This window comes from Nocardioides sp. (assembly GCF_029937575.1).
Classification (GTDB): Bacteria; Actinomycetota; Actinomycetes; order Propionibacteriales; family Nocardioidaceae; genus Nocardioides.
Genome location: NZ_JAPYPS010000008.1, coordinates 46,243 through 69,642 on the forward strand (window position 1 = coordinate 46,243; position 23,400 = coordinate 69,642).

Annotated in this window: 22 protein-coding genes; 6 read left to right on the forward strand and 16 right to left on the reverse strand. The window is 70.6% G+C overall.

All coding sequences use genetic code 11. The features are described from left to right. Positions 1–62: 62 nt before the first annotated feature. From nuoL to Q1K33_RS04980, 13 genes are all read right to left on the reverse strand, one after another. Positions 63–1,988: an NADH-quinone oxidoreductase subunit L gene (gene nuoL, locus Q1K33_RS04920; RefSeq protein WP_300401244.1), complete on the reverse strand. Its 1,926-nt coding sequence runs from the start codon at positions 1,986–1,988 to the stop codon at positions 63–65. 13 nt (positions 1,989–2,001) lie between these two features. Next, positions 2,002–2,295 (reverse strand): NADH-quinone oxidoreductase subunit NuoK, encoded by a 294-nt coding sequence (gene nuoK / locus Q1K33_RS04925; protein ID WP_300401246.1) that lies wholly within the window; start codon positions 2,293–2,295, stop codon positions 2,002–2,004. Continuing rightward, positions 2,292–3,068 carry an NADH-quinone oxidoreductase subunit J gene (locus Q1K33_RS04930; protein ID WP_300401248.1) on the reverse strand — a complete coding sequence of 259 codons (777 nt, stop codon included), beginning with the start codon at positions 3,066–3,068 and terminating at the stop codon, positions 2,292–2,294. Before Q1K33_RS04930 ends, nuoK begins: the two co-directional genes overlap by 4 nt. Beyond that, positions 3,065–3,643, reverse strand: a complete 579-nt coding sequence (gene nuoI, locus Q1K33_RS04935; RefSeq protein ID WP_300401250.1) for an NADH-quinone oxidoreductase subunit NuoI — start codon at positions 3,641–3,643, stop codon at positions 3,065–3,067. Before nuoI ends, Q1K33_RS04930 begins: the two co-directional genes overlap by 4 nt. After that, positions 3,643–4,944 carry an NADH-quinone oxidoreductase subunit NuoH gene (gene nuoH / locus Q1K33_RS04940; RefSeq protein WP_300401252.1) on the reverse strand — a complete coding sequence of 434 codons (1,302 nt, stop codon included), beginning with the start codon at positions 4,942–4,944 and terminating at the stop codon, positions 3,643–3,645. The genes nuoI and nuoH overlap by 1 nt, the downstream gene beginning before the upstream one ends. Continuing rightward, complete coding sequence (locus Q1K33_RS04945; protein WP_300401254.1) at positions 4,944–7,394, reverse strand: NADH-quinone oxidoreductase subunit G; 2,451 nt, start codon at positions 7,392–7,394, stop codon at positions 4,944–4,946. The genes nuoH and Q1K33_RS04945 overlap by 1 nt, the downstream gene beginning before the upstream one ends. A gap of 5 nt (positions 7,395–7,399) precedes the next feature. Next, positions 7,400–8,722, reverse strand: a complete 1,323-nt coding sequence (gene nuoF, locus Q1K33_RS04950; RefSeq protein ID WP_300401256.1) for an NADH-quinone oxidoreductase subunit NuoF — start codon at positions 8,720–8,722, stop codon at positions 7,400–7,402. Further along, the gene (gene nuoE, locus Q1K33_RS04955) at positions 8,715–9,533 is read right to left on the reverse strand and encodes an NADH-quinone oxidoreductase subunit NuoE (protein WP_300401387.1); all 819 of its coding nucleotides are present in this window, start codon (positions 9,531–9,533) and stop codon (positions 8,715–8,717) included. Before nuoE ends, nuoF begins: the two co-directional genes overlap by 8 nt. A gap of 13 nt (positions 9,534–9,546) precedes the next feature. After that, positions 9,547–10,893, reverse strand: coding sequence for an NADH-quinone oxidoreductase subunit D (locus Q1K33_RS04960; RefSeq protein ID WP_300401258.1), 1,347 nt, complete (start codon positions 10,891–10,893; stop codon positions 9,547–9,549). Between the two features lies 1 nt (position 10,894). Next, complete coding sequence (locus Q1K33_RS04965; protein ID WP_300401259.1) at positions 10,895–11,590, reverse strand: NADH-quinone oxidoreductase subunit C; 696 nt, start codon at positions 11,588–11,590, stop codon at positions 10,895–10,897. Then, positions 11,587–12,141 (reverse strand): NADH-quinone oxidoreductase subunit B, encoded by a 555-nt coding sequence (locus Q1K33_RS04970; protein WP_300401261.1) that lies wholly within the window; start codon positions 12,139–12,141, stop codon positions 11,587–11,589. Before Q1K33_RS04970 ends, Q1K33_RS04965 begins: the two co-directional genes overlap by 4 nt. 59 nt (positions 12,142–12,200) lie before the next feature. Then, positions 12,201–12,560, reverse strand: coding sequence for an NADH-quinone oxidoreductase subunit A (locus tag Q1K33_RS04975; RefSeq protein ID WP_300401262.1), 360 nt, complete (start codon positions 12,558–12,560; stop codon positions 12,201–12,203). A 240-nt stretch (positions 12,561–12,800) separates the two neighbouring features. Further along, entirely contained in the window at positions 12,801–13,493 is a 693-nt protein-coding gene (locus tag Q1K33_RS04980; RefSeq protein WP_300401264.1) for a demethylmenaquinone methyltransferase, read from the reverse strand. Positions 13,494–13,655: 162 nt separating this feature from the next. Between Q1K33_RS04980 and Q1K33_RS04985 the strand changes: the two genes are divergently transcribed. Beyond that, positions 13,656–14,594, forward strand: coding sequence for a L,D-transpeptidase family protein (locus tag Q1K33_RS04985; protein WP_300401266.1), 939 nt, complete (start codon positions 13,656–13,658; stop codon positions 14,592–14,594). Positions 14,595–14,624: 30 nt separating this feature from the next. On the opposite strand, the gene Q1K33_RS04990 is transcribed toward Q1K33_RS04985, so the two are convergent. After that, positions 14,625–15,287 (reverse strand): hypothetical protein, encoded by a 663-nt coding sequence (locus Q1K33_RS04990; protein ID WP_300401268.1) that lies wholly within the window; start codon positions 15,285–15,287, stop codon positions 14,625–14,627. A 75-nt stretch (positions 15,288–15,362) separates the two neighbouring features. Here Q1K33_RS04990 and Q1K33_RS04995 point away from each other — a divergent pair, with 75 nt between their 5' ends. The 4 genes from Q1K33_RS04995 to Q1K33_RS05010 all read left to right on the forward strand — a co-directional run bounded on the left by Q1K33_RS04995 (position 15,363) and on the right by Q1K33_RS05010 (position 19,154). Then, positions 15,363–16,616 carry an isochorismate synthase gene (locus Q1K33_RS04995; RefSeq protein ID WP_300401270.1) on the forward strand — a complete coding sequence of 418 codons (1,254 nt, stop codon included), beginning with the start codon at positions 15,363–15,365 and terminating at the stop codon, positions 16,614–16,616. 83 nt (positions 16,617–16,699) lie between these two features. Next, the gene (locus tag Q1K33_RS05000; protein WP_300401272.1) at positions 16,700–17,365 is read left to right on the forward strand and encodes a hypothetical protein; all 666 of its coding nucleotides are present in this window, start codon (positions 16,700–16,702) and stop codon (positions 17,363–17,365) included. Next, positions 17,362–18,024, forward strand: a complete 663-nt coding sequence (locus Q1K33_RS05005) for a hypothetical protein (RefSeq protein ID WP_300401274.1) — start codon at positions 17,362–17,364, stop codon at positions 18,022–18,024. Before Q1K33_RS05000 ends, Q1K33_RS05005 begins: the two co-directional genes overlap by 4 nt. Further along, positions 18,021–19,154: a hypothetical protein gene (locus tag Q1K33_RS05010; protein WP_300401276.1), complete on the forward strand. Its 1,134-nt coding sequence runs from the start codon at positions 18,021–18,023 to the stop codon at positions 19,152–19,154. Before Q1K33_RS05005 ends, Q1K33_RS05010 begins: the two co-directional genes overlap by 4 nt. 94 nt (positions 19,155–19,248) lie before the next feature. Here Q1K33_RS05010 and Q1K33_RS05015 read toward each other — a convergent pair whose 3' ends face one another. Next, positions 19,249–19,881, reverse strand: a complete 633-nt coding sequence (locus tag Q1K33_RS05015; protein ID WP_300401278.1) for an MBL fold metallo-hydrolase — start codon at positions 19,879–19,881, stop codon at positions 19,249–19,251. Between the two features lie 108 nt (positions 19,882–19,989). On the opposite strand from Q1K33_RS05015, the gene Q1K33_RS05020 reads away from it, so the two are divergent. Continuing rightward, the gene (locus Q1K33_RS05020) at positions 19,990–22,560 is read left to right on the forward strand and encodes a LuxR family transcriptional regulator (RefSeq protein WP_300401280.1); all 2,571 of its coding nucleotides are present in this window, start codon (positions 19,990–19,992) and stop codon (positions 22,558–22,560) included. On the opposite strand, the gene Q1K33_RS05025 is transcribed toward Q1K33_RS05020, so the two are convergent. Beyond that, entirely contained in the window at positions 22,547–23,356 is an 810-nt protein-coding gene (locus Q1K33_RS05025) for a protein phosphatase 2C domain-containing protein (protein WP_300401282.1), read from the reverse strand. The genes Q1K33_RS05020 and Q1K33_RS05025 overlap by 14 nt on opposite strands. Between the last annotated feature and the right edge of the window lie 44 nt (positions 23,357–23,400).

Consider the following 23,400-nt stretch of genomic DNA (forward strand, 5'->3'; position numbering starts at 1 on the left):
CCCCGCGGCGTTGTTTGTCGGGGGAGCGAAGCGGAGGAGACGGAGAACGGCGTGGGGCATCATCACAGGTTCACCGCCAGCATCGCGACGGCGACGATGAGGACGCCGACGAGCACGGAGAGTGCGTAGGAGCGGACGTAGCCGTTCTGCACCTTGCGGAGCTGACCGCCGATGGCGGCGATCGCGCCACCACCGCCCATGAAGGCGCCGTCGGCACCGTGCCGGTCGAAGGCGAAGAGCCCCGTCACCAGGCGGCGGCCGGGCTGGACCACGAGCCCGTCGTTGATCGCGTCGCCGTACAGATCGGCGCGGGCGGCCTTGACCACGAGCGAGACGTCGGTCGGAGGCGTGTCGGGCACGGGGCGCCGCTGGACCAGGACGATCGCCACGGCGACGCCGATGGCGACGACGAGGGTGACCAGGGCGGTGATGGCGAGCGCCGGGATCGGCAGCTCGTGCTCGGGCTCCGGCCCGGTCACCGGCTCCAGCCAGTGCACGATCCAGCCGTTCAGGAGCAGGAAGCCACCGAGGACCGAGAGCGCGGCCAGCACGATGAGCGGCACGGTCATCAAGGCCGGGGACTCGTGGGGGTGGACGTCCTTGCGCCAGCGCTTCTCGGTGAAGAAGGTCATCACCATCAGACGGGTCATGTAGAAGGCGGTCACGCCGGCCCCGATCATCGCCGCGATCCCGATCAGCCAGTTCTCGGCCAGGGCGGCCTCGATGATCTTGTCCTTCGACCAGAAGCCGGAGAAGCCCGGGAAGCCGATGATGGCCAGGTAGCCCATCGCGAAGGTGAGGAAGGTGACCGGCAACGCCTTGTTGAGCACGCCGTAGTGGCGCATGTCGACGTCGTCGTCCATCGCGTGCATCACCGAGCCTGCTCCGAGGAACATGTTGGCCTTGAAGAAGCCGTGGGTGATCAGGTGGAAGATCGCGAACGCGTAGCCGGCCGGGCCGAGGCCGGCGCCGAGCATCATGTAGCCGATCTGGCTCATCGTGGAGCCCGCCAGGGCCTTCTTGATGTCGTCCTTGGCGCAGCCGATCACCGCACCCCACAGGAGCGTGACCACCGCGACCACGACCACGCAGGTCTGCGCCGTCGGGGCGTACTCGAAGACGAAGTTGGAGCGGACGATCAGGTAGACGCCCGCGGTGACCATGGTGGCCGCGTGGATGAGGGCGGAGACCGGGGTGGGGCCCTCCATGGCGTCGAGCAGCCACGCCTGAAGCGGCACCTGGGCGGACTTGCCGCATGCACCGACCAGCAGCAGGATGCCGAAGGCCGTCATGGTGCCCTCGGGCGCCTGGTCGGCGAGGGCACTGATGCCGGCGAAGTCAGTGGTCCCGAAGGTGACGAAGGCCAGGAAGATCGCCGTGGCCATGCCCATGTCGCCGACCCGGTTGATCACGAAGGCCTTCTTGGCGGCCTTGGCCGCGGAGTCCTTGTGCTGCCAGAAGCCGATCAACAGGTAGGACGCCAGGCCGACGCCCTCCCAGCCGAGGAAGAGACCCACGTAGTTGGCCGACAGGATCAGGGTCAGCATCGCGGCGACGAAGAGGTTGAGGTAGCCGAAGAACCGGCGACGTCGTACGTCGTGCTCCATGTAGGCGATGGAGTAGACGTGGATCAGGGAGCCGACACCGGTGATGAGCAGCAGGAAGAGCGCGGCCAGCGGGTCGTAGAGCAGGTCGGCGCCGACGTCCAGGCCGCCGACCTGGATCCAGTCGTAGAGATGCTGCCCGATCTGGCGCTCCTCCTCGTCGCGGCCGAGCAGCTGCACGAGCAGCACGACGGAGAGGATGAACGAGCCGATCGGCATCGCCGTGCCGAGCCAGTGGCCCCACCGGTCGGTGTAGCGGCCGCCGAGCAGCAGGATCGCGGCACCCGCGAGCGGGAGGGCGATGATCAGCCACAGCAGCGAGAAGACGCCGTCGGCGCTTTCGGGAGCCACCACCGGGACGACCCCGGTCTCGATTACGTACATCAGGCGCTCTACCTCAGAACTTCAACAGGCTGGCGTCGTCGACCGAGGCCGAGCGTCGCGTGCGGAAGATGGTCATGATGATCGCCAGCCCCACGACGACCTCGGCCGCGGCGACGACCATGACGAAGAAGGCCGCGACCTGCCCCTCGAGGTTGCCGTGCTGCTTGGCGAAGGCGACCAGGGCCAGGTTGGACGCGTTGAGCATCAGCTCGACGCACATGAAGACCACGATCGCGTTGCGGCGCACCAGCACGCCGGTGGCGCCGATGGTGAAGAGGATCGCGGACAGTACGACGTACTCGGTCACTGGTCCTGCTCCCGTCCGTGCTCGTCGAGGCCCAGCTGGCGCTTGAGCTCCTCGATGTCGTCGGCCATCGCGGGCGCCGAGCGGACCGTGCCTCGCGCCGAGAGCACGCGTGAGATCGAGTCCTCGGCGGCGGTGCCGTCGGGCAGCAGCGCCGGCGTGTCGACCGCGTTGTGCCGGGCATAGACGCCGGGTGCCGGCAGCGGCCCCAGGTGGGTGCCCTTCTCGGCGTAGTCACGCACCCGCTTGGCGGCCATCTCGGCCTGGCTCAGCTTGGGCGTCAACCGCTCACGGTGCGCGAGCACCATCGCGCCCAGCGCGGCAGTGATCAGCAGGGCCGCGGTGACCTCGAAGATCACCACGTAGCGCGAGAAGATCAGGTCGGCCAGTGCCTCGATGTTGCCGCCGGCGTTGGCCTCGTCGAGGCCGGTGGCGGTCCCGAGGGTGAGCTGGCCCATCCCGACGACGAGCACGAGACCGACCAGCAGTCCGGTGCCGATCGCCATCACCCGTTGTCCCTTGATCGTCTCGACGACCGAGTCGGAGGCGTCGACCCCGACGAGCATGACGACGAAGAGGAAGAGCATCAGGATGGCGCCGGTGTAGACGATGATCTGGACCACGAACAGGAACGGTGCGTCCAGGGCGGCGTACTGCACGGCGAGCGACATCATCACCACGGCCAGCAGCAGGGCGGCGTGCACGGCCTTGCGGACGACGAGCAGTCCCAGCGCAGCCAGCACCATGATCGGAGCCAGGCTCCAGAAGGCGATCATGCGGGACCTCCCTCCTCGCCGCCGGCAGCAGTCGGGGCCGGGGCCGCGTAGGTGTTGCGGTAGTAGGCGCCCTCGTCGTCGCCGAGCCGCATCGGGTGCGGCGGCTGCTCCATGCCGGGCAGCAGCGGCGCCAGCAGGTCGGACTTCTCGTAGATGAGGTCGGCTCGGTTGTTGTCGGCCAGCTCGTACTCGTTGGTCATCGTCAGCGCTCGCGTGGGGCAGGCCTCGATGCACAGCCCGCACAGGATGCAGCGCAGGTAGTTGATCTGGTAGACGCGGCCGTAGCGCTCGCCCGGGCTGAACCGTTCGCCGTCGGGTCCGTCGGAGTTGCTGTCGCCCTCGACGTAGATCGCGTCGGCCGGGCAGGCCCACGCGCACAGCTCACAGCCCACGCACTTCTCCAGGCCGTCGGGCCAGCGGTTGAGCTGGTGTCGGCCGTGGAAGCGTGGCGCGGTGGCGAACTTCTCGTCGGGGTACTGCTCGGTGACGACCTTCTTGAACATCGTCCGGAACGTCACCCCGAACCCGGCGACCGGGTCGATGAACTGTTCCTTGAAGCTCTTGGGCTCGGCCATCAGGTGTCCTCTCCTGACACGGTGGACATGGGGGTCGATCGCTCGAAGGAGACCGGCTCGGCGGAGCCGCGCACGGCGCCGCCGGCGGGCATCGGCGGGGTCGGGTAGGCGCCGGGCAGCCCGGCCGCGGCGTCACCGCCGACGGCCTGGGGCTCGTCGTCCTGCTCGCCGTCGCCCCCGATGAAGAACAGCGCGAGGAACGCGACCAGGACGACTCCGATGATGATCGGCACGTTGTCGGAGGCGAACCAGCCCTCGGTGCGGGCGAGCCGGAGCGTGGCGACGGCGACGATCCAGGCCAGCGAGATCGGGATGAGCCACTTCCAGCCGAGGTTCATGAACTGGTCGTAGCGCATCCGGGGCAGCGACCCGCGCAGCCAGATGAAGAAGAAGATGAAGGTGAGCATCTTGGCGAAGAACCAGATCACCGGGACGTAGCCCTCGTTGGCGCCGGCCCAGAGCTCGTCGATCCAGAAGGGTGCCGTCCAGCCGCCGAGGAACAACGTCGTGGCGAGCGCCGAGACGGTCGCCATGTTGATGTACTCGGCGAGGAAGAACAGCGCGAACTTGATCGAGGAGTACTCGGTGTGGAAGCCGCCGACCAGCTCGCCCTCGGCCTCGGGGAGGTCGAAGGGGGCCCGGTTGACCTCTCCGACCATCGAGATCACGTAGATGACGAACGACGGGAGCAGGATCAGTCCGAACCAGAGGTCGTCCTGGGCGGCGACGATCTCCGAGGTCGACAGCGACCCGGCGTAGAGGAAGACCGCGATCAGGGCCAGGCCCATCGCGACCTCGTAGGAGATCATCTGGGCGCTCGAGCGCAGTCCGCCGAGCAGCGAGTACGTCGAGCCGCTCGACCAGCCCCCGAGGACGATGCCGTAGATGCCGATCGAGGCGACGGCCATCACGAACAGCACGGCCACGGGCATGTCGGTCAGCTGGAGCTGGGTGCGGGTGTCGGTGAACGGGATCGTCACCTCGGGCCCGAAGGGGATCACCGAGAAGGTCACGAAGGCCGGGATGACGGCGAGGACCGGCGCGAGGACGAACACCAGCTTGTCGGCGGCCTTCGGCGTGAGGTCCTCCTTGAACATCAGCTTCGCGCCGTCGGCCAGGGACTGCAGCAGGCCGAAGGGGCCGTTGCGGTTGGGGCCGATGCGGTGCTGCATCCGCGCCACGACGCGGCGCTCCCACCAGATGTTGAAGAGCGTGAGCAGCACCAGGATCACGAAGATCAGCGCTGCCTTGAGCAGGATGACCCACCACGGGTCGGTGCCGAAGCCTGCGACGGTGTCCATCAGGCGTCCCCTCCGGAGATCGTGAGCCGAGCACCCGGCGGTGCGAGGTCGGTCAGCAGGCCGAGCCCGCTGGAGTTGCTCGGCACCCACACGACACCGTCGACCATGTCGTCGACGGGCTCGGCCGGCAGCGTGACGGAGCCCCGCTCGCCGGTCAGGGTGACCGTGGGACCGAGGGCGTCGTAGACCGTGCGTCCGACCTTGGCCACGGCCGGGCGGGCAGTGGCGGCCAGGTGCTTGTCACCGGCCTGCATCGTGCCCTGGTCGAGCAGCTGCTTCCAGGTCGAGAGCAGCAGGCCCTCGGCCGGGTCGCCCAGCGGGTCCTTCGTCGGGGCGGAGACCGGGGTCATCGTGGCCCGGGCGCCGTCCCAGGGGCCGATGTCCTCCATCTGCGACCACACCTCGGCCACGGTCCGGAAGCCGAGCGTGGCGCCGAGCTCCTCGGCGATGCCGGCGAGGACCCGGAGGTCGGGCAGGGACGACGGCGCGCCGAGGACGGCCTCGAACGGCCGCGGTCGCCCCTCCCAGTTGACGTAGGTGCCGGCCTTGTCCACGACCGGTGCCACCGGGAAGACCACGTCGGCGGCGCGGGTGACGTCGCTGGCACGGACGTCGAGGGCGACCACGAACCGGGCGCGCTCGATGGCAGCCGTGGTCGCCGCGGGGTCGGCGGTGTCGGCGGGGTCGACCCCGCCGATCACGAGGCCGGCGAGCTCTCCGGCGCCGAGGGCGGCGACGATGGCGTCACCGTCGCGCCCTGCCTTCTCGGGCAGCGAGTCGACGCCCCACGCGGTGGCGGCGTCGACGCGGGCCTGGGCGTCGGCGACCGGGCGGCCACCGGGGAGCAGCGTCGGGAGGCAACCGGTCTCGAGGGCTCCGCGGTCACCGGCCCGGCGCGGCACCCAGGCGACCCGGGCACCCGACTTGGCGACGAGGTCGGCCACGGCACTGAAGGCGCCGGGCACCGTCGCCAGGCGCTCACCGACGAGGATCACCGAGGTGGCGTCGACGCCGTGCTCGGCGTGACCGAGCAGCGAGGAGATGGCGCCGGGCTCGTCGCCGGGCGCCGTGGGGATCAGCGTGCCGTGCATCTTGCTCAGGCCGCGCGTGGTGAAGGGCGCGATCGACAGGACGCGGGTGCCGCTGTGCAGGGCCGCCTTGCGCAGGCGCAGGAAGATCGCGCCTGCCTCGTCCTCGGGCTCGAAGCCGACGAGCACGACGGTGGCGGCGCTCTCGAGGTCGCCGTACGTCACACTGCCGCCGGCCGGTCCGTCGGGACCGGTGGCCACGACGTGGGCGGCCAGGAAGTCGGCCTCCTCGGCGGAGTGCGGCCGGGCTCGGAAGTCGATGTCGTTGGTGCCGAGGGCGACGCGAGCGAACTTGGAGTAGGCGTAGGCGTCCTCCCCGGTGAGTCGTCCCCCGGTGAGGACCCCGACTCCGCCGGCGGCGCGGGCGTCGGCCAGGCCGCGCGCTGCGACCGAGAAGGCCTCGGGCCACGACGCGGGCCGCAGGGCACCGCCGGCGTCACGCACCTGGGGGTAGGTCAGGCGGTCGGGCTCGGTGGCGTAGGTGAAGGCGAAGCGGTCCTTGTCGGTGATCCACTCCTCGTTGACCTCGGGGTCGTTGCCCGCGAGACGGCGCATCACCTTGCCGCGACGGTGGTCGACGCGGATCGCCGAGCCGCACGCGTCGTGCTCGGCCACGGCCGGGGTGCTGACCAGGTCGAAGGGGCGCGAGCGGAACCGGTAGGACTCCGACGTCAGCGCACCGACCGGGCAGATCTGGATCGTGTTGCCGGCGAAGTAGGACAAGAACGGAGCGTTCTCCGCGATGCCGATCTGCTGCTGGGCGCCACGCTCGACCAGAGCGATGAACGGGTCGCCGGGGATCTCCTCTGCGAAGCGCGTGCAGCGCTGGCACACGATGCAGCGCTCGCGGTCCAGGAGCACCTGTGGAGAGAGGTTGATCGGCTTGGGGAAGGTGCGCTTGACGCCGCCCGACCCCGAGCCCACGAAGCGGGACTCGCCGCGCCCGTTGCTCATCGCCTGGTTCTGCAGAGGGCACTCGCCGCCCTTGTCGCAGACCGGGCAGTCGAGCGGGTGGTTGATCAGCAGGAACTCCATCACGCCCTGCTGGGCCTTGTCGGCGGACTCGCTGGTGGCCTGGGTGTTGACCACCATGCCGTCGGCGACGGGCAGCGTGCACGAGGCCTGCGGCTTGGGGAAACCGCGCCCGTTGCCCGCGTCTGGCACCTCGACCAGGCACTGACGACACGCGCCGGCGGGGGCCAGCAGCGGGTGGTCGCAGAACCGCGGGATCTGGACGCCGATCTGCTCGGCGGCCCGGATCACCAGCGTGTCCTTGGGTACGTCGACCTGGACGCCGTCGATGGTGACGCTGACGGTCTCGACGGCGCCCTGGGTGCCGGCCTTCTCGGGAGTGGTGGTCATGGGTGTCACGCTCCGGAACGGGTGAGGGACGAGCCCCACACGGTCGAGGCGGCGGGGTCGAGGGGACAACCGCCGTGGGTGAGGTGGGCGACGTACTCGTCTCGGAAGTACTGGATGGAGCTGGAGATCGGGCTGGTCGCGCCGTCTCCGAGGGCACAGAAGGAGCGCCCCAGGATGTTCTCGCACTGGTCGAGCAGCAGGTCGAGATCGGCCTCGGAGCCCTCGCCCCGCTCGATCGCGGCCAGGGTCTGGACCAGCCACCACGTGCCCTCACGGCACGGCGTGCACTTGCCACAGGACTCGTGCTTGTAGAACTCCGTCCAGCGCAGGACCGCACGGACCACGCAGGTGGTCTCGTCGAACAGCTGGATGGCGCGGGTGCCGAGCATCGTGCCGGCGCCGGCCATGCCCTCGAAGTCGAGGGGCAGGTCCAGGTGCTCGTCGGTCAGCAGCGGGGTGCTGGAGCCGCCGGGCGTCCAGAACTTCAGCTGGTGACCCTCGCGCATCCCGCCGGAGAGGCCGATCAGCTCGCGCAGCGTGATGCCGAGGGGCGCTTCGTACTGACCCGGGCGGGTGACGTGGCCCGAGAGCGAGAAGATGCCGTAGCCCTTGGACTTCTCGGTGCCCATCGAGGCGAACCACTCGGCCCCGTGCTCGATGATGCTGGGCACCGAGGCGATCGACTCGACGTTGTTGATGACCGTGGGGCTGGCGTACAGACCCGCGACGGCTGGGAACGGCGGCCGCAGCCGCGGCTGGCCCCGACGGCCCTCGAGACCCTCGAGCAGCGCGGTCTCCTCACCACAGATGTAGGCACCGGCTCCGGCGTGGACGACGATGTCGAGGTCGTAGCCCGAGCCGTGGATGTTCGTGCCGAGATGACCGGCGGCGTAGGCCTCCGCGACCGCCGCCTGGACGCGGCGGATGACGTGCAGGATCTCGCCGCGGATGTAGATGAAGGCGGTGTTGGCCCGGATCGCGAACGACGAGATGATCACGCCCTCCACGAGGACGTGGGGCGAGGCCATCATGAGCGGGGTGTCCTTGCAGGTGCCCGGCTCGGACTCGTCGGCGTTGACGACGAGGTACTTCGGCTTCGGGTTGTCCTGCGGGATGAAGGACCACTTCATCCCGGTCGGGAACCCGGCGCCTCCGCGGCCCCGCAGGCCGGAGTCCTTCACGGCCGCGATGATGTCGTCCTGCGCCATCGTCAGCGCCTTCTTGAGCGAGGCGTAGCCGCCCCGGGACTCGTAGACGGGGAGCGTCCAGCTGCGGTCGGTGCCCCAGTCCTTGGTGAGGACGGGAGTGAGGGTGTCGACGTCACTCATCGGCTGCCTCCTGCTGCTTGGTCTCGGTCTCGGCACGTGCGGTGTCCGCCTCCTCGACAGCACCCTCCGCGGTGGTGGGCTCGGTGCCGGTCCGGCCCGACGCGTTGTCGCTCGGCGCCGTCCAGCCCCGGTCGGCGGCGATGCGCAGCCCGAGCAGCGAGGCCTCCCCGGCGGCCGGGCCCTCGTCGACGCGGTCGTCGGGGAAACCGGCGAGCACACGCTCGGCCTCGCGCCAGCTGCAGATCCGAGGGCCTCGGGTGGAGGTGACCTCCTTGCCGGCCCGGAGGTCGTCGACCACCTTGACCGCCGAGTCCGGCGTCTGGTTGTCCATGAACTCCCAGTTGACCATCATCACCGGGGCGTAGTCGCAGGCCGCGTTGCACTCGAGGTGCTCGAGGGTGATCGACTTCTTGCCCGGCTCCTCCTCGGTGGTCTCGTCGTTGCCGACGTCGAGGTGGTCCTTGAGCTTGGCGAAGATCTCGTCACCGCCCATCACCGCGCACAGCGTGTTCGTGCACACCCCGACGTGGTAGTCGCCGACCGGCTTGCGCTTGTACATCGTGTAGAAGGTCGCCACGCCACTGACCTCCGCCGGGCTGATCTCGAGGATCTCGGCGCAGGTCTCGATGCCCTCGGGCGTGACCCTGCCCTCCACGGACTGCACGAGATGGAGCATCGGCAGCAGTCCCGAGCGCTTCTGCGGGTAGCGCGCCGCGATCTGCTCGAGCTCGGCGCGGGTCTCGGTGGTCAGGCTCATCGGGGTCCCCTCACGATTGTTACGCTCCCGAGCGGAGCGAGGCGGACGAAGAATCGAGTGGGGTGATTCATCGGTCGACTCCCCCCATGACGGGGTCGATGGAGGCGATCGCGACGATGACGTCGGCCACCTGGCCGCCCTCGCTCATCACGCTGGTCGCCTGCAGGTTGGTGAAGGACGGATCGCGGAAGTGAGTCCGGAAGGGGCGCGTGCCGCCGTCGGAGACCACGTGGGCGCCGAGCTCGCCGCGCGGGGACTCGACCGGGACGTAGGCCTGCCCGGGCGGCACCCGGAAGCCCTCGGTGACGAGCTTGAAGTGGTGGATCAGGCCCTCCATCGACTCCCCCATGATGTGGCGGATGTGGTCGAGGGAGTTGCCCATGCCGTCGCTGCCGATCGACAGCTGGCTGGGCCAGGCGACCTTCTTGTCGGCGACCATGACCGGCGCACCCTCGAGGCCGGCCAACCGGTCGGCGGCCTGCTCGATGATCCGCAGCGACTCCCACATCTCGTTGAGCCGGACGCGGAAGCGCCCGTAGGAGTCGGACGTGTCCCAGGTCTGCACGTCGAAGTCGTAGTCCTCATAGCCGCAGTAGGGCTCGGACTTGCGCAGGTCCCAGGGGTAGCCGGTCGAGCGGACCACCGGTCCGGTCATCCCGAGCGCCAGGCAGCCGGCGAGGTCGAGGTGACCCACGCCCTCGAGGCGACCCTTGAAGATCGGGTTGGCGTTGCAGAGCGCGGCGTACTCGGGCAGGCGCTTCTTCATCAGGGCGATGAAGGCGCGGATCTCGTCGAGCGCCCCGACCGGGAGGTCCTGGGCGACGCCACCGGGACGGATGAACGCGTGGTTCATCCGCAGACCGGTGATCAGCTCGAAGAGGTCGAGGACCAGCTCGCGCTCGCGGAAGCCGATCGTCATCACCGTCAGGGCGCCGATCTCCATGCCGCCCGTGGCGATGCAGACCAGGTGGGACGAGAGGCGGTTGAGCTCCATCAGGAGCACTCGCATCACGTTGGCCTTCTCCGGGACGTCGTCCTCGATGTCGAGGAGACGCTCCACGCCGAGGCAGTAGGTCGCCTCGTTGAAGAACGGGGACAGGTAGTCCATCCGGGTCACGAAGGTCGTGCCCTGCACCCAGGACCGGAACTCCATGTTCTTCTCGATGCCGGTGTGCAGGTACCCGATGCCGCAGCGGGCCTCGGTGACCGTCTCACCGTCGATCTCGAGGATCAGGCGCAGGACGCCGTGCGTGGAGGGGTGCTGCGGGCCCATGTTGACCACGACCCGCTCCTCGACGCCGTCAGCGCCGGCCAGGCCCTCCACGATGTCGTCCCAGTCGCGCCCGCTGACGGTGAAGACCTTGCCGTCGGTGGTCTCCGTGCTGCCGGCGTAGATGTCGTCTGTCTCGCTCATGTCAGTGGTAGCTCCGTCGCTCGTCGGGCGGCGGAATCGTGCCGCCCTTGTACTCGACCGGGATGCCGCCGAGCGGGTAGTCCTTGCGCTGCGGGTGGCCGGGCCAGTCGTCCGGCATCAGGATCCGGGTCAGACCCGGGTGACCGTCGAAGATCAGGCCGAACATGTCGTAGGTCTCGCGCTCGTGCCAGTCGTTGGTCGGGTACGTCGCGATCGTCGACGGAAGGTGCGGGTCGGAGTCGGGCACGGAGACCTCGACCCGGATCCGACGGTTGTGGGTCATCGAGAGCAGGTGGTAGACCGCGTGCAGCTCGGCGCCGGTGTCCTCGGGGTAGTGCACCCCGCTGACGCCCGTGCAGAGCTCGAAGCGGAGCTTGGGGTCGTCGCGCAGCAGCTTCATCACCGCGAGGAGGTCCTCACGACGGACGTGGAAGGTGATCTCCTTGCGGTGGACCACCACGCTCCACGGTGCGGTGAAGGCCGGCTCGAGGGCGTCGGCGACCTCGTCGTACCAGCCCCCGAAGGGACGCTCGGCCGCACCGGGGTAGACGATCGGGGCGACGAGTCCGCCGAAGCCGCTGGTGTCGCCGGTGCCGTGGGCACCGAACATGCCGGTGCGGGTGCCGACGATCTTGACCTCGGGATCGGTGCTCACGGGCACCTGGTCGGGGCCGGTGGTCTTGTCCTCGTCGCTCATCTCAGGAGTCCTCGCTGCTCGGACGTCGGCAGGGCGCGCAGGGCCTCGTTCTCCAGGTCGACGATCTGAGCCTGGCGGTTGGCGCCGAACTTGGTGTGCTGGACCTGGTCGTGCAGCTTGAGGATCGCGTCGATCAGCATCTCGGGGCGCGGCGGGCAGCCGGGGAGGTACATGTCGACGGGCACGACGTGGTCGACGCCCTGCACCACGGCGTAGTTGTTGAACATGCCGCCGCTGCTGGCGCACACGCCCATCGCGAGCACCCACTTGGGCTCGGCCATCTGGTCGTAGATCTGGCGCAGGACCGGGGCCATCTTCTGGCTCACCCGACCGGCCACGATCATCAGGTCGGCCTGGCGCGGGCTCGCGCGGAAGACCTCCATGCCGAAGCGCGCCAGGTCGTACTTGGGTCCACCCGACGTCATCATCTCGATCGCGCAGCAGGCCAGGCCGAACGTCGCCGGCCAGAAGGAGGCCTTGCGCATGTAGCCGGCGAGGCCCTCGACCGAGGTCAGCAGGACGCCGCTGGGGAGCTTCTCTTCGATACCCATGCTGTCTTCCTTAGCTCGTGCTGTCTCTGGGGTGGCGGGACGTGGTGGTGAACGCCCCGTCAGTCCCAGTCGAGGCCACCGCGACGCCACTCGTAGGCGTAGGCGAGGGTGATGTTGAACAGGAACAGGAACACCGCGATCAGGCCCGCCCACGAGAGCTGGTCGAAGTGCACGGCCCACGGCACGAGGAACATGATCTCGACGTCGAAGATGATGAACGTCATCGCCACCGTGTAGTACTTCACCGGGAAGCGGCCCCCGCCCAGTGGTTGCGGCGTCGGCTCGATGCCGCACTCGTAGCTGTCGACCTTGGCCCGGTTGTAGCGGCTTGGCCCGACCACCATGCTGGTCACGATGGAGCCGATCGCGAAGAGCGCGGCCAGCCCAGCGAGGGCGAGTACGGGGGTGTAGAGCTCCATCAGGGTTCCTTCCGCAGGTCCGACGCACCCTGCGACCCAGCCGTCGGTCGTCACCCGGCGGTGACTCTTTGTGGCTTTGTGAACTGAATCACGAGTGGCGCACGCGTCATACTGCCACTCCCCGCGGCCCGCGTCACACCCGGGTTCGACCCTCGCAAACGGCGTCTCACCTGGGCATTTAGCACACGATGACGTTGTGTAATTACCACCGTGCGCCGCGCGCGCACGGTGGCGCACAGGTCAGGACGCGGTGGCGCGATGCAGGGCGACGATGCCACCCGTGAGGTTGCGCCACTCGGGGCGCTCCCAACCGGCCTCACCGATGAGGGCGGCCAGCCCGTGCTGGTCCGGCCAGGCCCGGATCGACTCGGCGAGGTAGACGTAGGCGTCCGGCGCGGAGGAGACCGCGCGCGCCACCGACGGCAGCGCCTTCATGAGGTACTCGAGGTAGACCGTGCGGAACGGCCCCCACGTCGGCTGGCTGAACTCGCACACGACGAGACGCCCCCCGGGCCGGGTCACCCGGCGCAGCTCGCGCAGCCCGGCCAGCGGGTCGACGATGTTGCGCAGGCCGAAGGAGATCGTGACCGCGTCGAAGGTGGCGTCGGCGAAGGGCAGCCGGGTGCCGTCGCCGGCGGTGAAGGGCAGGTGCGGGCGCGCCTGCTTGCCCACCCGCAGCATCCCGATGGAGAAGTCGCACGGCACCACCACGGCGCCACGGTCGTCGAAGGGCTGGCTCGACGTGCCGGTGCCGGCCGCCAGATCGAGCACGCGCTCGCCGTACTGCGGGTCGACGGCCTCGATCACGTCGTGGCGCCACCGGCGGTCCTGCCCCAGGGACAGGATGTCGTTGGTGATGTCGTAGCGACGCGCGACCGCGTCGAACATGCCTTGGACGTCGGTCGGCTGCTTGTCGAGGTCTGCACGGGGCACGCGGCCGAGCCTATGTGCAGGCGGCCAGACGTCTCCCGGCGAGGGCCCCACCGATCTGCAACCAATCCGCGCTCCGGTGCGTCTCCTCACTGTTAGCCGATTTCCCGACGCACCACTGGCATCATCAGCCACACGCGTCACACCGTTCAGGAGCTGCCCATCATGCGTCTCGTCCGCCGCCTCACGGTGACCCTCGTGGTCGCCGCCCTGCTCGCCGTCGCCGGCGTCGCGATGGGGTACGCCCTCGACGTCAACGGGATGCGCGAGGCCACCCAGCGGGCCGCCGGCATCGAGCCCGAGGCCGCCCCGAGCAGCCCCGGCGGGGAGTCCGCCGAGAAGCCCGGGCGCCCTGCGACGGCGACACCCGGCCCAGAGCCCACGGTCGACCCCACACCGGCACCGACCCCCTCTCCCGCTGCGACACCCACTCCTGAGCCGGAGCCGCGGGGCGGACCCGCCCTGCTCTCCCCCGGGGACCGTGGTCCGGACGTGCGGTCCTTGCAGGCCCGCCTGCGTCAGATCCAGTGGTTCAACACCGACGTGACGGGCCTCTTCGGCGACGTCACGGCGGAGGCCGTCTCCGGCTTTCAGGCCAAGCGGGAGATCCCGGTGACCGGCTACGTGGACCAGGAGACGATGGACCGGCTCGTGGCGATGACGACGGAGCCCACCGCCGACGAGCTCGCCAACCGCCTCGACACGGCTCCAGGGGCCAACGTCCCCGGCGCACTCGACGCGCGCTGCTCGACAGGGCGCGTGCTGTGCATCGACAAGTCCAGCCGGACGCTGCGCTGGGTCGTCGGCGGCACCGTCCGCACGACCGTCGACGTCCGGTTCGGCGCGGAGTACACCCCGACCCGTGAAGGTGTGTTCTCGGTGAGCTTCAAGAGTCGCGACCACGTCTCGTCGCTCTACGGCAGCCCCATGCCGTTCGCGATGTTCTTCTCCGGCGGCCAGGCGGTGCACTACTCGTCCGACTTCGCCTCGGTCGGCTACAACGGCGCGTCGCACGGCTGCGTCAACGTGCGCGACTACGACGCCGTGGCCGCGCTGTTCGACCAGGTCCAGGTCGGCGACAGGGTCGTCGTCTACCGCTCGTGACCGCGACGCCCCGACCGGGCCGTGGGAGGCTCAGCCCTCCTCGACCTCCAGCAGCGTGTCGACGGCCTCGACGGTCTCGTCGATGGTCAGGCCCTGCGACGTGACGTCGTACAGCAGCCCGTCGGCACCGGACTGGCAATGGACGCGCTGGGGCAGCTCAGCCGGGTCCGCCGCCTGACCGGCTGCGACCGGCTGGGCATAGATGACCGAGCAGACGCCGTTGTCGGTCTCCACGAAGTCCAGGGTCGAGCGCGCCACGCCCTGCACCTCGGGCGAGATGGGCGTGCCGTCGGGCACGAACAGACCGGGCTCGCCGGGTCCGACCGTCACCGTCACCAGGACCGAGCCGTCGGTGCGGCCGTAGATGCCGAAGGCCGAGGGCTCGCCGTACAGCTCGGCGACGTTGGCCGCGCCCGAGTCCACGATGTCGGCCAGCGCCTCGGCACCACCGGACTGCTCGACGATCTCGGCGGGCATCTCCGGGCTGGTCAGCGAGACCAGGTCTCCCGGCAGGGACTCGGGGAGCGGTGCGAGCGCCTCGACGCCGGGTCCCTGACCACCCTCGGCGTCTTCGGCACCGGCGACCTCGGGGAGTCCCACGGCGAAGCCGACCACCGCGGCGAGCAGGACGACGCCGCCTCCAGCGGCGGCGAGGGCGGTGCGGGTGGAGGACGGGCGGCTCGAGGTGCTCATGGATTCGAGTCTGACAGCCGGGTGAGCAGCAGCCCGCACGAGGCTGGGTAGGCTCGCAGGGTGAGCATGGGTGCGATGACCGACGAGCAGGCTGCGCCGCTCGTCGTCCGCACCACCCGGCTGGACCTCGACACCGCAGCAGCACTCGTGGACCTGCTCCCGGACACCGACCCGGTCGCCTGGCTGCGGCGCGGCGAGGGTGTCGTGGGATGGGGCGTGGCCGCCCAGGTCCGCACACGGGGCGCGGACCGCTTCGCCGACGCCGACGACTGGTGGAGCCGGCTGACCGCGCGAGCCGTCGTCCGCAGCGACCTCGCCGAGCCGGGGACCGGCCTGATCTGCTTCGGCACCTTCGCCTTCGCCGACGAACCCGGGGACTCCCACCTCGTGGTCCCCCAGGTCGTCGTGGGACGACGCGGGGACGACGCCTGGATCACGACCGCCTCCACCACGGGCCTCGACCTCCTCGACGTGGCCGTCGCCGAGGCCGACCCCCCGGAGGCTCCTCGGGGCGTGCGCTTCGCCGACGGCGCCCTGGACGGCGACACCTGGATGAAGGCCGTCGCCGACGCCGTCGACCGGATCGTCTCCGGCGACCTCGAGAAGGTCGTGCTCGCCCGGGACCTGATCGCCACCGCCGACGAGCCCGTCGACGTCCGGTGGCCGCTCCGGCGTCTCACCGAGCTCTACCCCACGTGCTGGACGTTCCACGTCGCCGGGCTCTTCGGCGCCACCCCCGAGCTGCTCGTGCGTCGCGAGCGCGGCCTGGTCACCTCACGCGTGCTCGCCGGCACCATCCGACGTACCGGCGACGACGGGCGCGACCTGGCTCTGGCTGCGACGCTGGCCCGCTCGTCGAAGGACCTCGCCGAGCACGAGTACGCCGTCCGCTCGGTCGCCGACGCCCTCGAGCCGCACTGCTCCTCGATGAACGTCCCCGAGGCGCCGTTCGTGCTGCACCTGCCCAACGTGATGCACCTGGCCAGCGACGTGGCCGGCGTCGTGCACGACGCCGAGACGGTCTCCTCGCTGCAGCTGGTGGCCTCCCTGCACCCGTCCGCCGCGGTCGGGGGCACGCCCACCGACGCGGCTCAGCACCTGATCACCGAGCTCGAGGGCATGGCGCGCGGGTGCTACGCCGGTCCGGTCGGCTGGATGGACGCCAGCGGCGACGGGGAGTGGGGCATCGCCCTGCGCTCCGCCGAGATCTCCGGCGCCACCGTCCGACTCTTCGCCGGGTGCGGCATCGTGGCCGACTCCGACCCGGCCTCCGAGCTGGCCGAGACGCAGGCGAAGTTCGTGCCGGTGCGCGACGCCCTCAGCGGCTGACAGGTCTCGCTCACCCCGGATCCAGGCGCAGGGGAATCGCCGCCGCTGGTTTGCCGCGACCCCCACCGTGGAAGGACCGACGCATGTCACTGCGCCGTCGTCGCCACCGGGCGCTGAGCATCACAGCCTGCGCCAGCGCTGTGGCGCTGATCCTCACCGGTTGCCAGACCGACGATGAGGACCGGCAGGAGGACGACGTCGTCAGCCTCCGCTCCGACCTCTGTCCCGAGCTGGATCCGCAAGCCACGCTCGCGGACGCCGCGCCGGCCGTGACGTGGACGGTGTCCCCGTCCTCCAGCGACGCGGGCACCGTCCGACTCACCTGCGCGCTGACCGGCGATGACCCGGCCGCCCCCACCTGGCGCCCCGTGACCGTGCCCGGCGACCCTGTGGTCAGCGTCGGCCTGGACGTGGGGCTGGACTGCTGGACACCCCTCGAGGCAGGCCTGTCCGAAGGCACCGGCATCGAGTCGACGGAGCCGGTCGACGGCTGGTGGGACGAAGGCTTCCTCCAACGACGCTCCGACACGTCCGACTCGGGGAGCTCGGCCGGCCGGGTCCCCGAGCGCATCGGCAACGCCAGCGTCTCCCAGGTGGTGCGCCGAGGCGAGCTGTGCGCCTTCGTCCTCGTCCAGGAGACGTTGGTCGACGCGGACGACATCGCGTCCCTGCAGCAGCGAGGAGTCGCCATCGCCGAGGCGCTCCTCGAGCGCGTCCCCGACCTCACCAGAACGGAGAGCTCCCCATGAGCGGCCCCCACCTCGACCCGCGGGACCAACCCGGATACCGGGCGGAGTTCGACCCCGGCGACCACCGCGACGTCGGGCACGGCAAGGAGCTGGGTGCCGACCTTCACGCCCTGTACCTGGCCGGGCGCACCCACCTGCCCGCGCTGGCCCAGCAGTTCGTGACGATGAGCGACGCCTCGCACCAGCATCGGGCCCGCGTGCAGTACCTCGCGGACTCCGTGCAGAACCCGCCGGCGATGAGCGCGGCAGCAGCCATGGCCGACGAGCTCGCCGTGGCGCTGTACCGGACCAGCCTGGCCCTGGCCGACAGCGGCCAGGCCCTCGTCTCGATCGCGACGGACTATGCGTCGACCGACGAGGTCGCCTGCAAGGAGTTCAACCGGCTCAACCGGATCCGGTCGGACGAGCTCGGCCTTCCCACTCCGCCCGTGACGCCCCCGATCAGCCCCTCGGAGCCGACGCCCACCTACGTGCCTCCGGAGCCGCCGAGCCTGCTCGACCAGCTCAAGGACCTGGGCGACCGGGTGGGCGGCGGCCTGAGCAGCTGGTGGGAGGACCTCACCGACGGAGAGCCACCCGAGGAGGACGGCGCGAGCAACGGCGGCGACGAGCAACCGTGGGGCGACGACCTCACCCCGACCTCGGGAGGTCAGCCGTGAGCGACGATGCCTTCGACGCAGGCGCGGTCCGCAAGCGGGTCGAGGACATCTGCGACAAGCTCGGCGAGCTCTGGGGCATCGACCAGGTGCTGAAGGAGAAGTGGGACGGCCAGTTCTACTCCGCCTTCCTGCGTGAGCAGCAGGAGAACGAGGAGACGGTGGGGTTCTCCGCAAGGATCGAGATCGGCCGGACCGCCCCCTTCGACGAGCACATCTACGTCCCCGGATCGATCGTGGGACCCGACGAGACGCCGTTGGGCTACTCGTGGAGCTATCGGCGCGAGATCGCCGAGGACTACGCCCGCGACAAGATCGAGGAGGGCATCGAGAAGGCGAAGTCGGAGATCCTGCCTTGGCTCGAGTCCCTCGCCTCGATCCTCGATGCCCGCAGCCACGAGTTCACCTCCGCCTCCGACGACATCAACGCCGACGTCGAGCTGGCGCTCAAGTCTGCGGTGGTCGACGACTTCGCGGGGCTCCAGAAGTCGGTCGTCGACTGGGAGGGAGACGCCGCCGACCAGTTCGCGACGTACTTCCACAACCGGATGCAGGCCGCGTCGCACCAGCAGGTGTTCCTGGCCGAGGGCATCAGGGCAATCATCTTGGCCGGACAGGTGACCGTCAGCCACGCCCAGCAGTCACTCGACCAGCTGACCTCGACGATCGACGCGATCCTCGACGACCAGCTGAACCAGCGCAAGGAGACCCACGAGCCGAAGGGGTGGAGCACCGGCACCTGGCTGCTGGCCGCCGCGACCGTGGTCGCCCTCGTGGCGGCGGTGCCGACGGGAGGCGGGTCCGTCGGCGCGCTGAGCGCCACGGTGGCGGTCGCGGGGGCGAGCAACGGCCTGCTGCAGTTCGGTGCCCGCCTGGCGGACAACGCCGACGCCGAGGAGCAGACGATCGAGGTGGCCTACTCCAGCGACGTGCTCGAGCAGCTGACCCGTGGGTTCGACGACATCGTCGACCGCTACCGCGACAACTGGGACAACGTCGAGACCAACCTCAGCACGCCTATCCGGGGCTGGATGGACAACGCGATCGCGAAGAACTGGCTCTGGCCGGCGCGACCCGACCTGACCGACTCACCGACGCCGGGCGAGTTCTACCACGAGAGCAAGAACTACTGAGACGCCTCGTCCCCAGGCAGCGGCGCCGCGGCGGCGACGGTCGATCTCGCCGCGATCCTTGGAGCCATGCCGTCGACCAACGCTCCCACGCGCGCTACTCCAGGTCCGCACCGTCGGGCACGCGCACGAACGACAGCTCGCCGATGAGGTTGGCCATGTGGGTGTCGACCATCCCGAGCGCGAGGTCGCTGTAGACCTTGTCGTGGATCCCGAGGCTGCGCGGAGCTCCCACGTCGCGGACGAAGTCGACCGCCTCGCTCATCTTCAGCCACGGCGCCGAGATCGGCGCGAGCAGCACGTCGATCGCCTCTCCGGGCGGCGTGAGCGCGTCACCCGGGTGGTAGACGCTCTGGTCCCCGCACGTGAGCAGGTAGCCGGAGTTGTCGAACCGCGGGTAGTCGGGGTGGATGACCGCGTGCCTCTCGCCCACCACCCGCACCGGGAGGCCCAGGTCGAGCAGGTCGCCGGGGCTCACCACACGCACCCGCTCGCTCAGGTCGGGCGCGTGCTCGGCGATGACCTGCGCGACGGCGTCGATGGTCACGATCGGCGCGTCGACGGCGCGCAGGTGCTCGGCGTCGTAGTGGTCGGCGTGCTCGTGCGTGATCAGCACGACGTCGGCACCCTCGACCGCCCCTCGGGCAGTGAAGCCGCCCGGGTCCAGCACGAGCCGCACCCCGGCGTGCTCGACCCGCACGCACGCATGACCGAACTTGGTGATCCGCATGCCACGAAACTACCCGCCGTACCCGCTCGGGGTCCGCCGCCGCACGAGGTCGGTCACAAGCGCACATTCCCCGCCCACAAGGGTGACCCCTCGGCGTACAGTGACGCCGTGCTGCTCAAGGAGCGCCTGGACACGGCGGTGCAGGTACGCCGGACCCTGGCCTCGGGCAGCTCACTGGTCCTGGCCGGACCCCGCGGCAGCGGCCGCACCAGCGTGGTCGAGGAGGCTGCCCGGCTGGTCGGGGGCCGCGCGTACGTCGTGCGTGGCAGCGAGGGCCGTTCGGGCATCCCGCTGGCCGCCTGCTCGGAGCTGGTCTCGTCCTTCGGAGACGTCGACGCCGAGCCGTTGCGTCTCTACGCCACCCTCCCCAAGGTGCTGCTCTCGGCCGAGGTCGTCGTGCTCGTCGACGACGCCGATCATCTCGACCTGGCTTCGGCCGCCCTGCTCTCGCAGAGCGCCCGGGCCGGGGTGCCGATGGCGTTCGCGACGAGCTCGCCGTCGCTGCTGCCGCCCTCGTTCCGCGACGCGCGGGAGCGATCGGGCTGGCCCACCTACGAGCTCGAGCCTCTGGCCGACGACCAGGTGCTCGCGCTCGCGGCCGCCCAGCTCGGGGACGAGCTCTCACCCCAGTCTGCGGCGCTGCTGCTCTCCCACGCCCGCGGCAACCCCCGGATCGCCCTCGAGCTCGTCCGCTCGGCGACCGGGATGTCGTCGACCACGGCCGGCATCGACCTCGGGACCCTGATCCTGACGCCGGTCATCCGCGACCTCGTCGACCTCTCCCGCGTCAGCGACGACCAGCTCCACCTGCTGCGCCTGCTCTGCCTCGCCGGTCCGCTCCCGCTCGACGTGCTGGACCTGGCGGGGGTGGAGGAGCTCGAGCGACAGGGTCTCGTGGACTGCACACGCCACGAGCAGCAGGAGATCGTCTCGCTGGTCGACCCGCTGCTCGACGACGTCGTCACCGAGACGCTCACTCCCCTGGCCCGCCGGCGCCTGGCCGGCGAGCTGGCCGATGCCCTCGAGCCCCTGCCCGGGTGGACCGGCGTGGCCACGCTGGCCGCGGTCCGAGCCGGCCGCGGCCCCGACCCCCGGCGTCTCGAGCTGGGCGCCCGACGTGCGCTCTCCGCCGGGCAACCCACCGAGGCGATGGAGCTCCTGCGCGCCTGCCTCGCAGATGACGGCCGGGACCAGTCCCTGGAGCCTCGTCTCGCAGTCCTCCTGGGGGCGGCGCTCTCGGCCCAGGGGGCCCTGACGGAGGCGCGCGAGGTGCTCGAGAAGGGCCTGGCCGATGCCGGGACCGACCTCGAGCGCCGCGACCTCGGCCAACAGCTCGGCCTGCTGCACGCCGTACGAGCTTCGGACCCGGCCACGGCGGTGAGCACGGTCGAGGCGATCGCGTCGGGGATCAACGACCCCGAGTGCCGAGCCGTCCTGCTCACCGACCTGGCCAAGTGGCGGATGATGGCCGGGCACCCGGCGACGGACGTCACCCTCGCGCTCCCCGGTGTCGGCGCCAGTCTCGATGCTGCGGCCGCGGTCAACGGCGCGCTCATCGCAGCGATGATCGAGGTGCTGGGAGGATCGCTCCCCGAGGCCCGCCGACACGTCGAGCTCGGCCGCCGAGGCCTTCTGGAGACTGACGCGGCCCTCACCTTCGCCCCCCATCTGCTCGACCTGTCGAGCTTCCTGGCCGAGGTCTTCGACGGCCGGGTCGTGGCGGCGGAGGAGTTCGCGACGCTGCGACGCAACGCCGCCGCCCGAGCCGCGGACGAGTCCCTGGGCATGTGGGAGTTCGCGACCGCCGAGGTGGCCCTCCACGTCGGTCGCTACGCCCTCGGGGTCGAGCTCGCGTCGCGAGCGCGGCGACACCTCGCCTGGCGCGACTTCACCGGGCTGCGCCCCACGGCGGTCGCTCTCGATGCAGCCCTGATGGCGCGCACCGGTCGACCCTCGACGGCGCTCGACCTGCTGTCGGAGGTCACCGACGAGCATCGCGCCGACATCAAGGTCGAGCTCCACGTCGCGCGGGTCCGGGCCGAGGCGGCCCTGGTCTCCGGCGACCGGGCCGGTGCCGCGGAGGTCCTGGCCGTGGCGGCGCGTCGCGCCGTCGAGGAGGCACACCTCCACCTGGCCGTGCTGGCCTTGGACGAGGCGTTCATGGTCGACCCGAGCGCCGAGCGCGCCGCGGAGCTGACGTCCGTGGCACCCCCCACGGGGTTGGCCGCGCTCCTCGTCGCCCGGGTCGAGGCCGTGCGCAGCGGCAAGGCGCAGACGATCATCGAGGCCTCGCGGTCACTCATGGCCGCCGGCATGCCCGGGCGCGCCGGCTGGAGCGCGGCGAAGGCCGCGTCCTTGACCAGGGAGTCGGGCAGCGAGGCCGCCTCACGCTCCTACCGGCACCAGGCCACGGTGCTCGCCTCCGAGCACGGAGCCTCGCTGTGGCCCGACGACGCCGACGCGGTGGTGCTCACGCCGCGCGAGCTGCAGATCGCCCGCCTGGCTGCCGCTCGCGTCCGCAGCCGTGAGATCGCCGAGCAGCTCGACCTGTCGGCACGCACGGTGGACAACCACCTGGCGCGGATCTTTCGCAAGCTCGCCATCTCCGGGCGCGGCGATCTCGCGGCGGCCCTGGCCGTGGCCGAGGTCGGCGAGTCCGTCGAGATCAGCTCTTCCTGAGCTCCGGCAGGGTCTCGACCCCGAGCTCGGCGACCGCGCCCCACCGCTCGACCGGACCGGACCGTGCCGCAGGCTCGGCGGTGGCGTCGACCACGTCGACCACGAGGCAGGTCACGTTGTCGACGCCACCGGCGTCCAGCGCGGCCGCCACCAGCAGCTCGACCACGGTCTCGGCGTGGGGCACCGCCAGGATCAGCGCAAGGGTGGCGTCGTCCACGAGGTCGCTCAGCCCGTCGCTGCACATCAGCAGCCGGTCACCGGGGACCACCTCGATCTCGCTGAGGTCGGGCTCCGACAGCCCGCCCCCGCCCAGTGATCGCATCACGATGTGTCGGTGGGCGGAGCGACGAGCCTGCGCACGGCTGAGCTTGCCGGCGTCGACCATCGCCTGCACGAGGGTGTGGTCGTGCGTCACCTGCTCGAGGACCTGCCTGCGCCAGAGGTAGGCCCGCGAGTCACCCAGGTGCGCGATCGCCGTGCGCGTGCCGTCGGTGTGCACGGCCGTGAAGGTGGTGCCCATCCCGGCGAGCGACGGGTCGGCGGTGACGGCCTCGCGGATCTCGGCGCGGGCCCGGTCGACCACCTGCTCGAGCAGGTCGGCCGGCGCGAGGTCGCTGCCGTCGCGCAGCGCGTCCTCGGCGATCCGGACCGACGTGGAGGAGGCCACCTCTCCCGCCGCCGCTCCCCCCATCCCGTCGGCCACCACCACGAGGCTGGGGCCGCTCAGCCCGGAGTCCTCGTTGTGGGAGCGCACCAGCCCCACGTGACTCGCGGCGGCGGTGCGGAACTGCAGCATGGCGTCAGTCTCCCACCGGGCACCGACATCCGCAGGTGAGCCGG

Bases quoted from the DNA above. Each gene is read 5' to 3' on its own strand.
- Q1K33_RS04970 (WP_300401261.1), bottom strand. From the start codon at position 12,141: ATGGGTATCGAAGAGAAGCTCCCCAGCGGCGTCCTGCTGACCTCGGTC.
- Q1K33_RS04930 (WP_300401248.1), bottom strand. From the start codon at position 3,068: ATGATCGCCTTCTGGAGCCTGGCTCCGATCATGGTGCTGGCTGCGCTG.
- Q1K33_RS04975 (WP_300401262.1), bottom strand. From the start codon at position 12,560: ATGGAGCTCTACACCCCCGTACTCGCCCTCGCTGGGCTGGCCGCGCTC.
- Q1K33_RS04985 (WP_300401266.1), top strand. From the start codon at position 13,656: ATGCGTCTCGTCCGCCGCCTCACGGTGACCCTCGTGGTCGCCGCCCTG.
- Q1K33_RS04995 (WP_300401270.1), top strand. From the start codon at position 15,363: ATGACCGACGAGCAGGCTGCGCCGCTCGTCGTCCGCACCACCCGGCTG.
- Q1K33_RS04965 (WP_300401259.1), bottom strand. From the start codon at position 11,590: ATGAGCGACGAGGACAAGACCACCGGCCCCGACCAGGTGCCCGTGAGC.
- nuoL (WP_300401244.1), bottom strand. From the start codon at position 1,988: ATGTACGTAATCGAGACCGGGGTCGTCCCGGTGGTGGCTCCCGAAAGC.
- Q1K33_RS04990 (WP_300401268.1), bottom strand. From the start codon at position 15,287: ATGAGCACCTCGAGCCGCCCGTCCTCCACCCGCACCGCCCTCGCCGCC.
- Q1K33_RS05025 (WP_300401282.1), bottom strand. From the start codon at position 23,356: ATGCTGCAGTTCCGCACCGCCGCCGCGAGTCACGTGGGGCTGGTGCGC.
- Q1K33_RS04960 (WP_300401258.1), bottom strand. From the start codon at position 10,893: ATGAGCGAGACAGACGACATCTACGCCGGCAGCACGGAGACCACCGAC.
- Q1K33_RS05005 (WP_300401274.1), top strand. From the start codon at position 17,362: ATGAGCGGCCCCCACCTCGACCCGCGGGACCAACCCGGATACCGGGCG.
- Q1K33_RS04945 (WP_300401254.1), bottom strand. From the start codon at position 7,394: ATGACCACCACTCCCGAGAAGGCCGGCACCCAGGGCGCCGTCGAGACC.
- nuoF (WP_300401256.1), bottom strand. From the start codon at position 8,722: ATGAGTGACGTCGACACCCTCACTCCCGTCCTCACCAAGGACTGGGGC.
- Q1K33_RS05015 (WP_300401278.1), bottom strand. From the start codon at position 19,881: ATGCGGATCACCAAGTTCGGTCATGCGTGCGTGCGGGTCGAGCACGCC.
- nuoI (WP_300401250.1), bottom strand. From the start codon at position 3,643: ATGGCCGAGCCCAAGAGCTTCAAGGAACAGTTCATCGACCCGGTCGCC.
- Q1K33_RS05000 (WP_300401272.1), top strand. From the start codon at position 16,700: ATGTCACTGCGCCGTCGTCGCCACCGGGCGCTGAGCATCACAGCCTGC.
- nuoH (WP_300401252.1), bottom strand. From the start codon at position 4,944: ATGGACACCGTCGCAGGCTTCGGCACCGACCCGTGGTGGGTCATCCTG.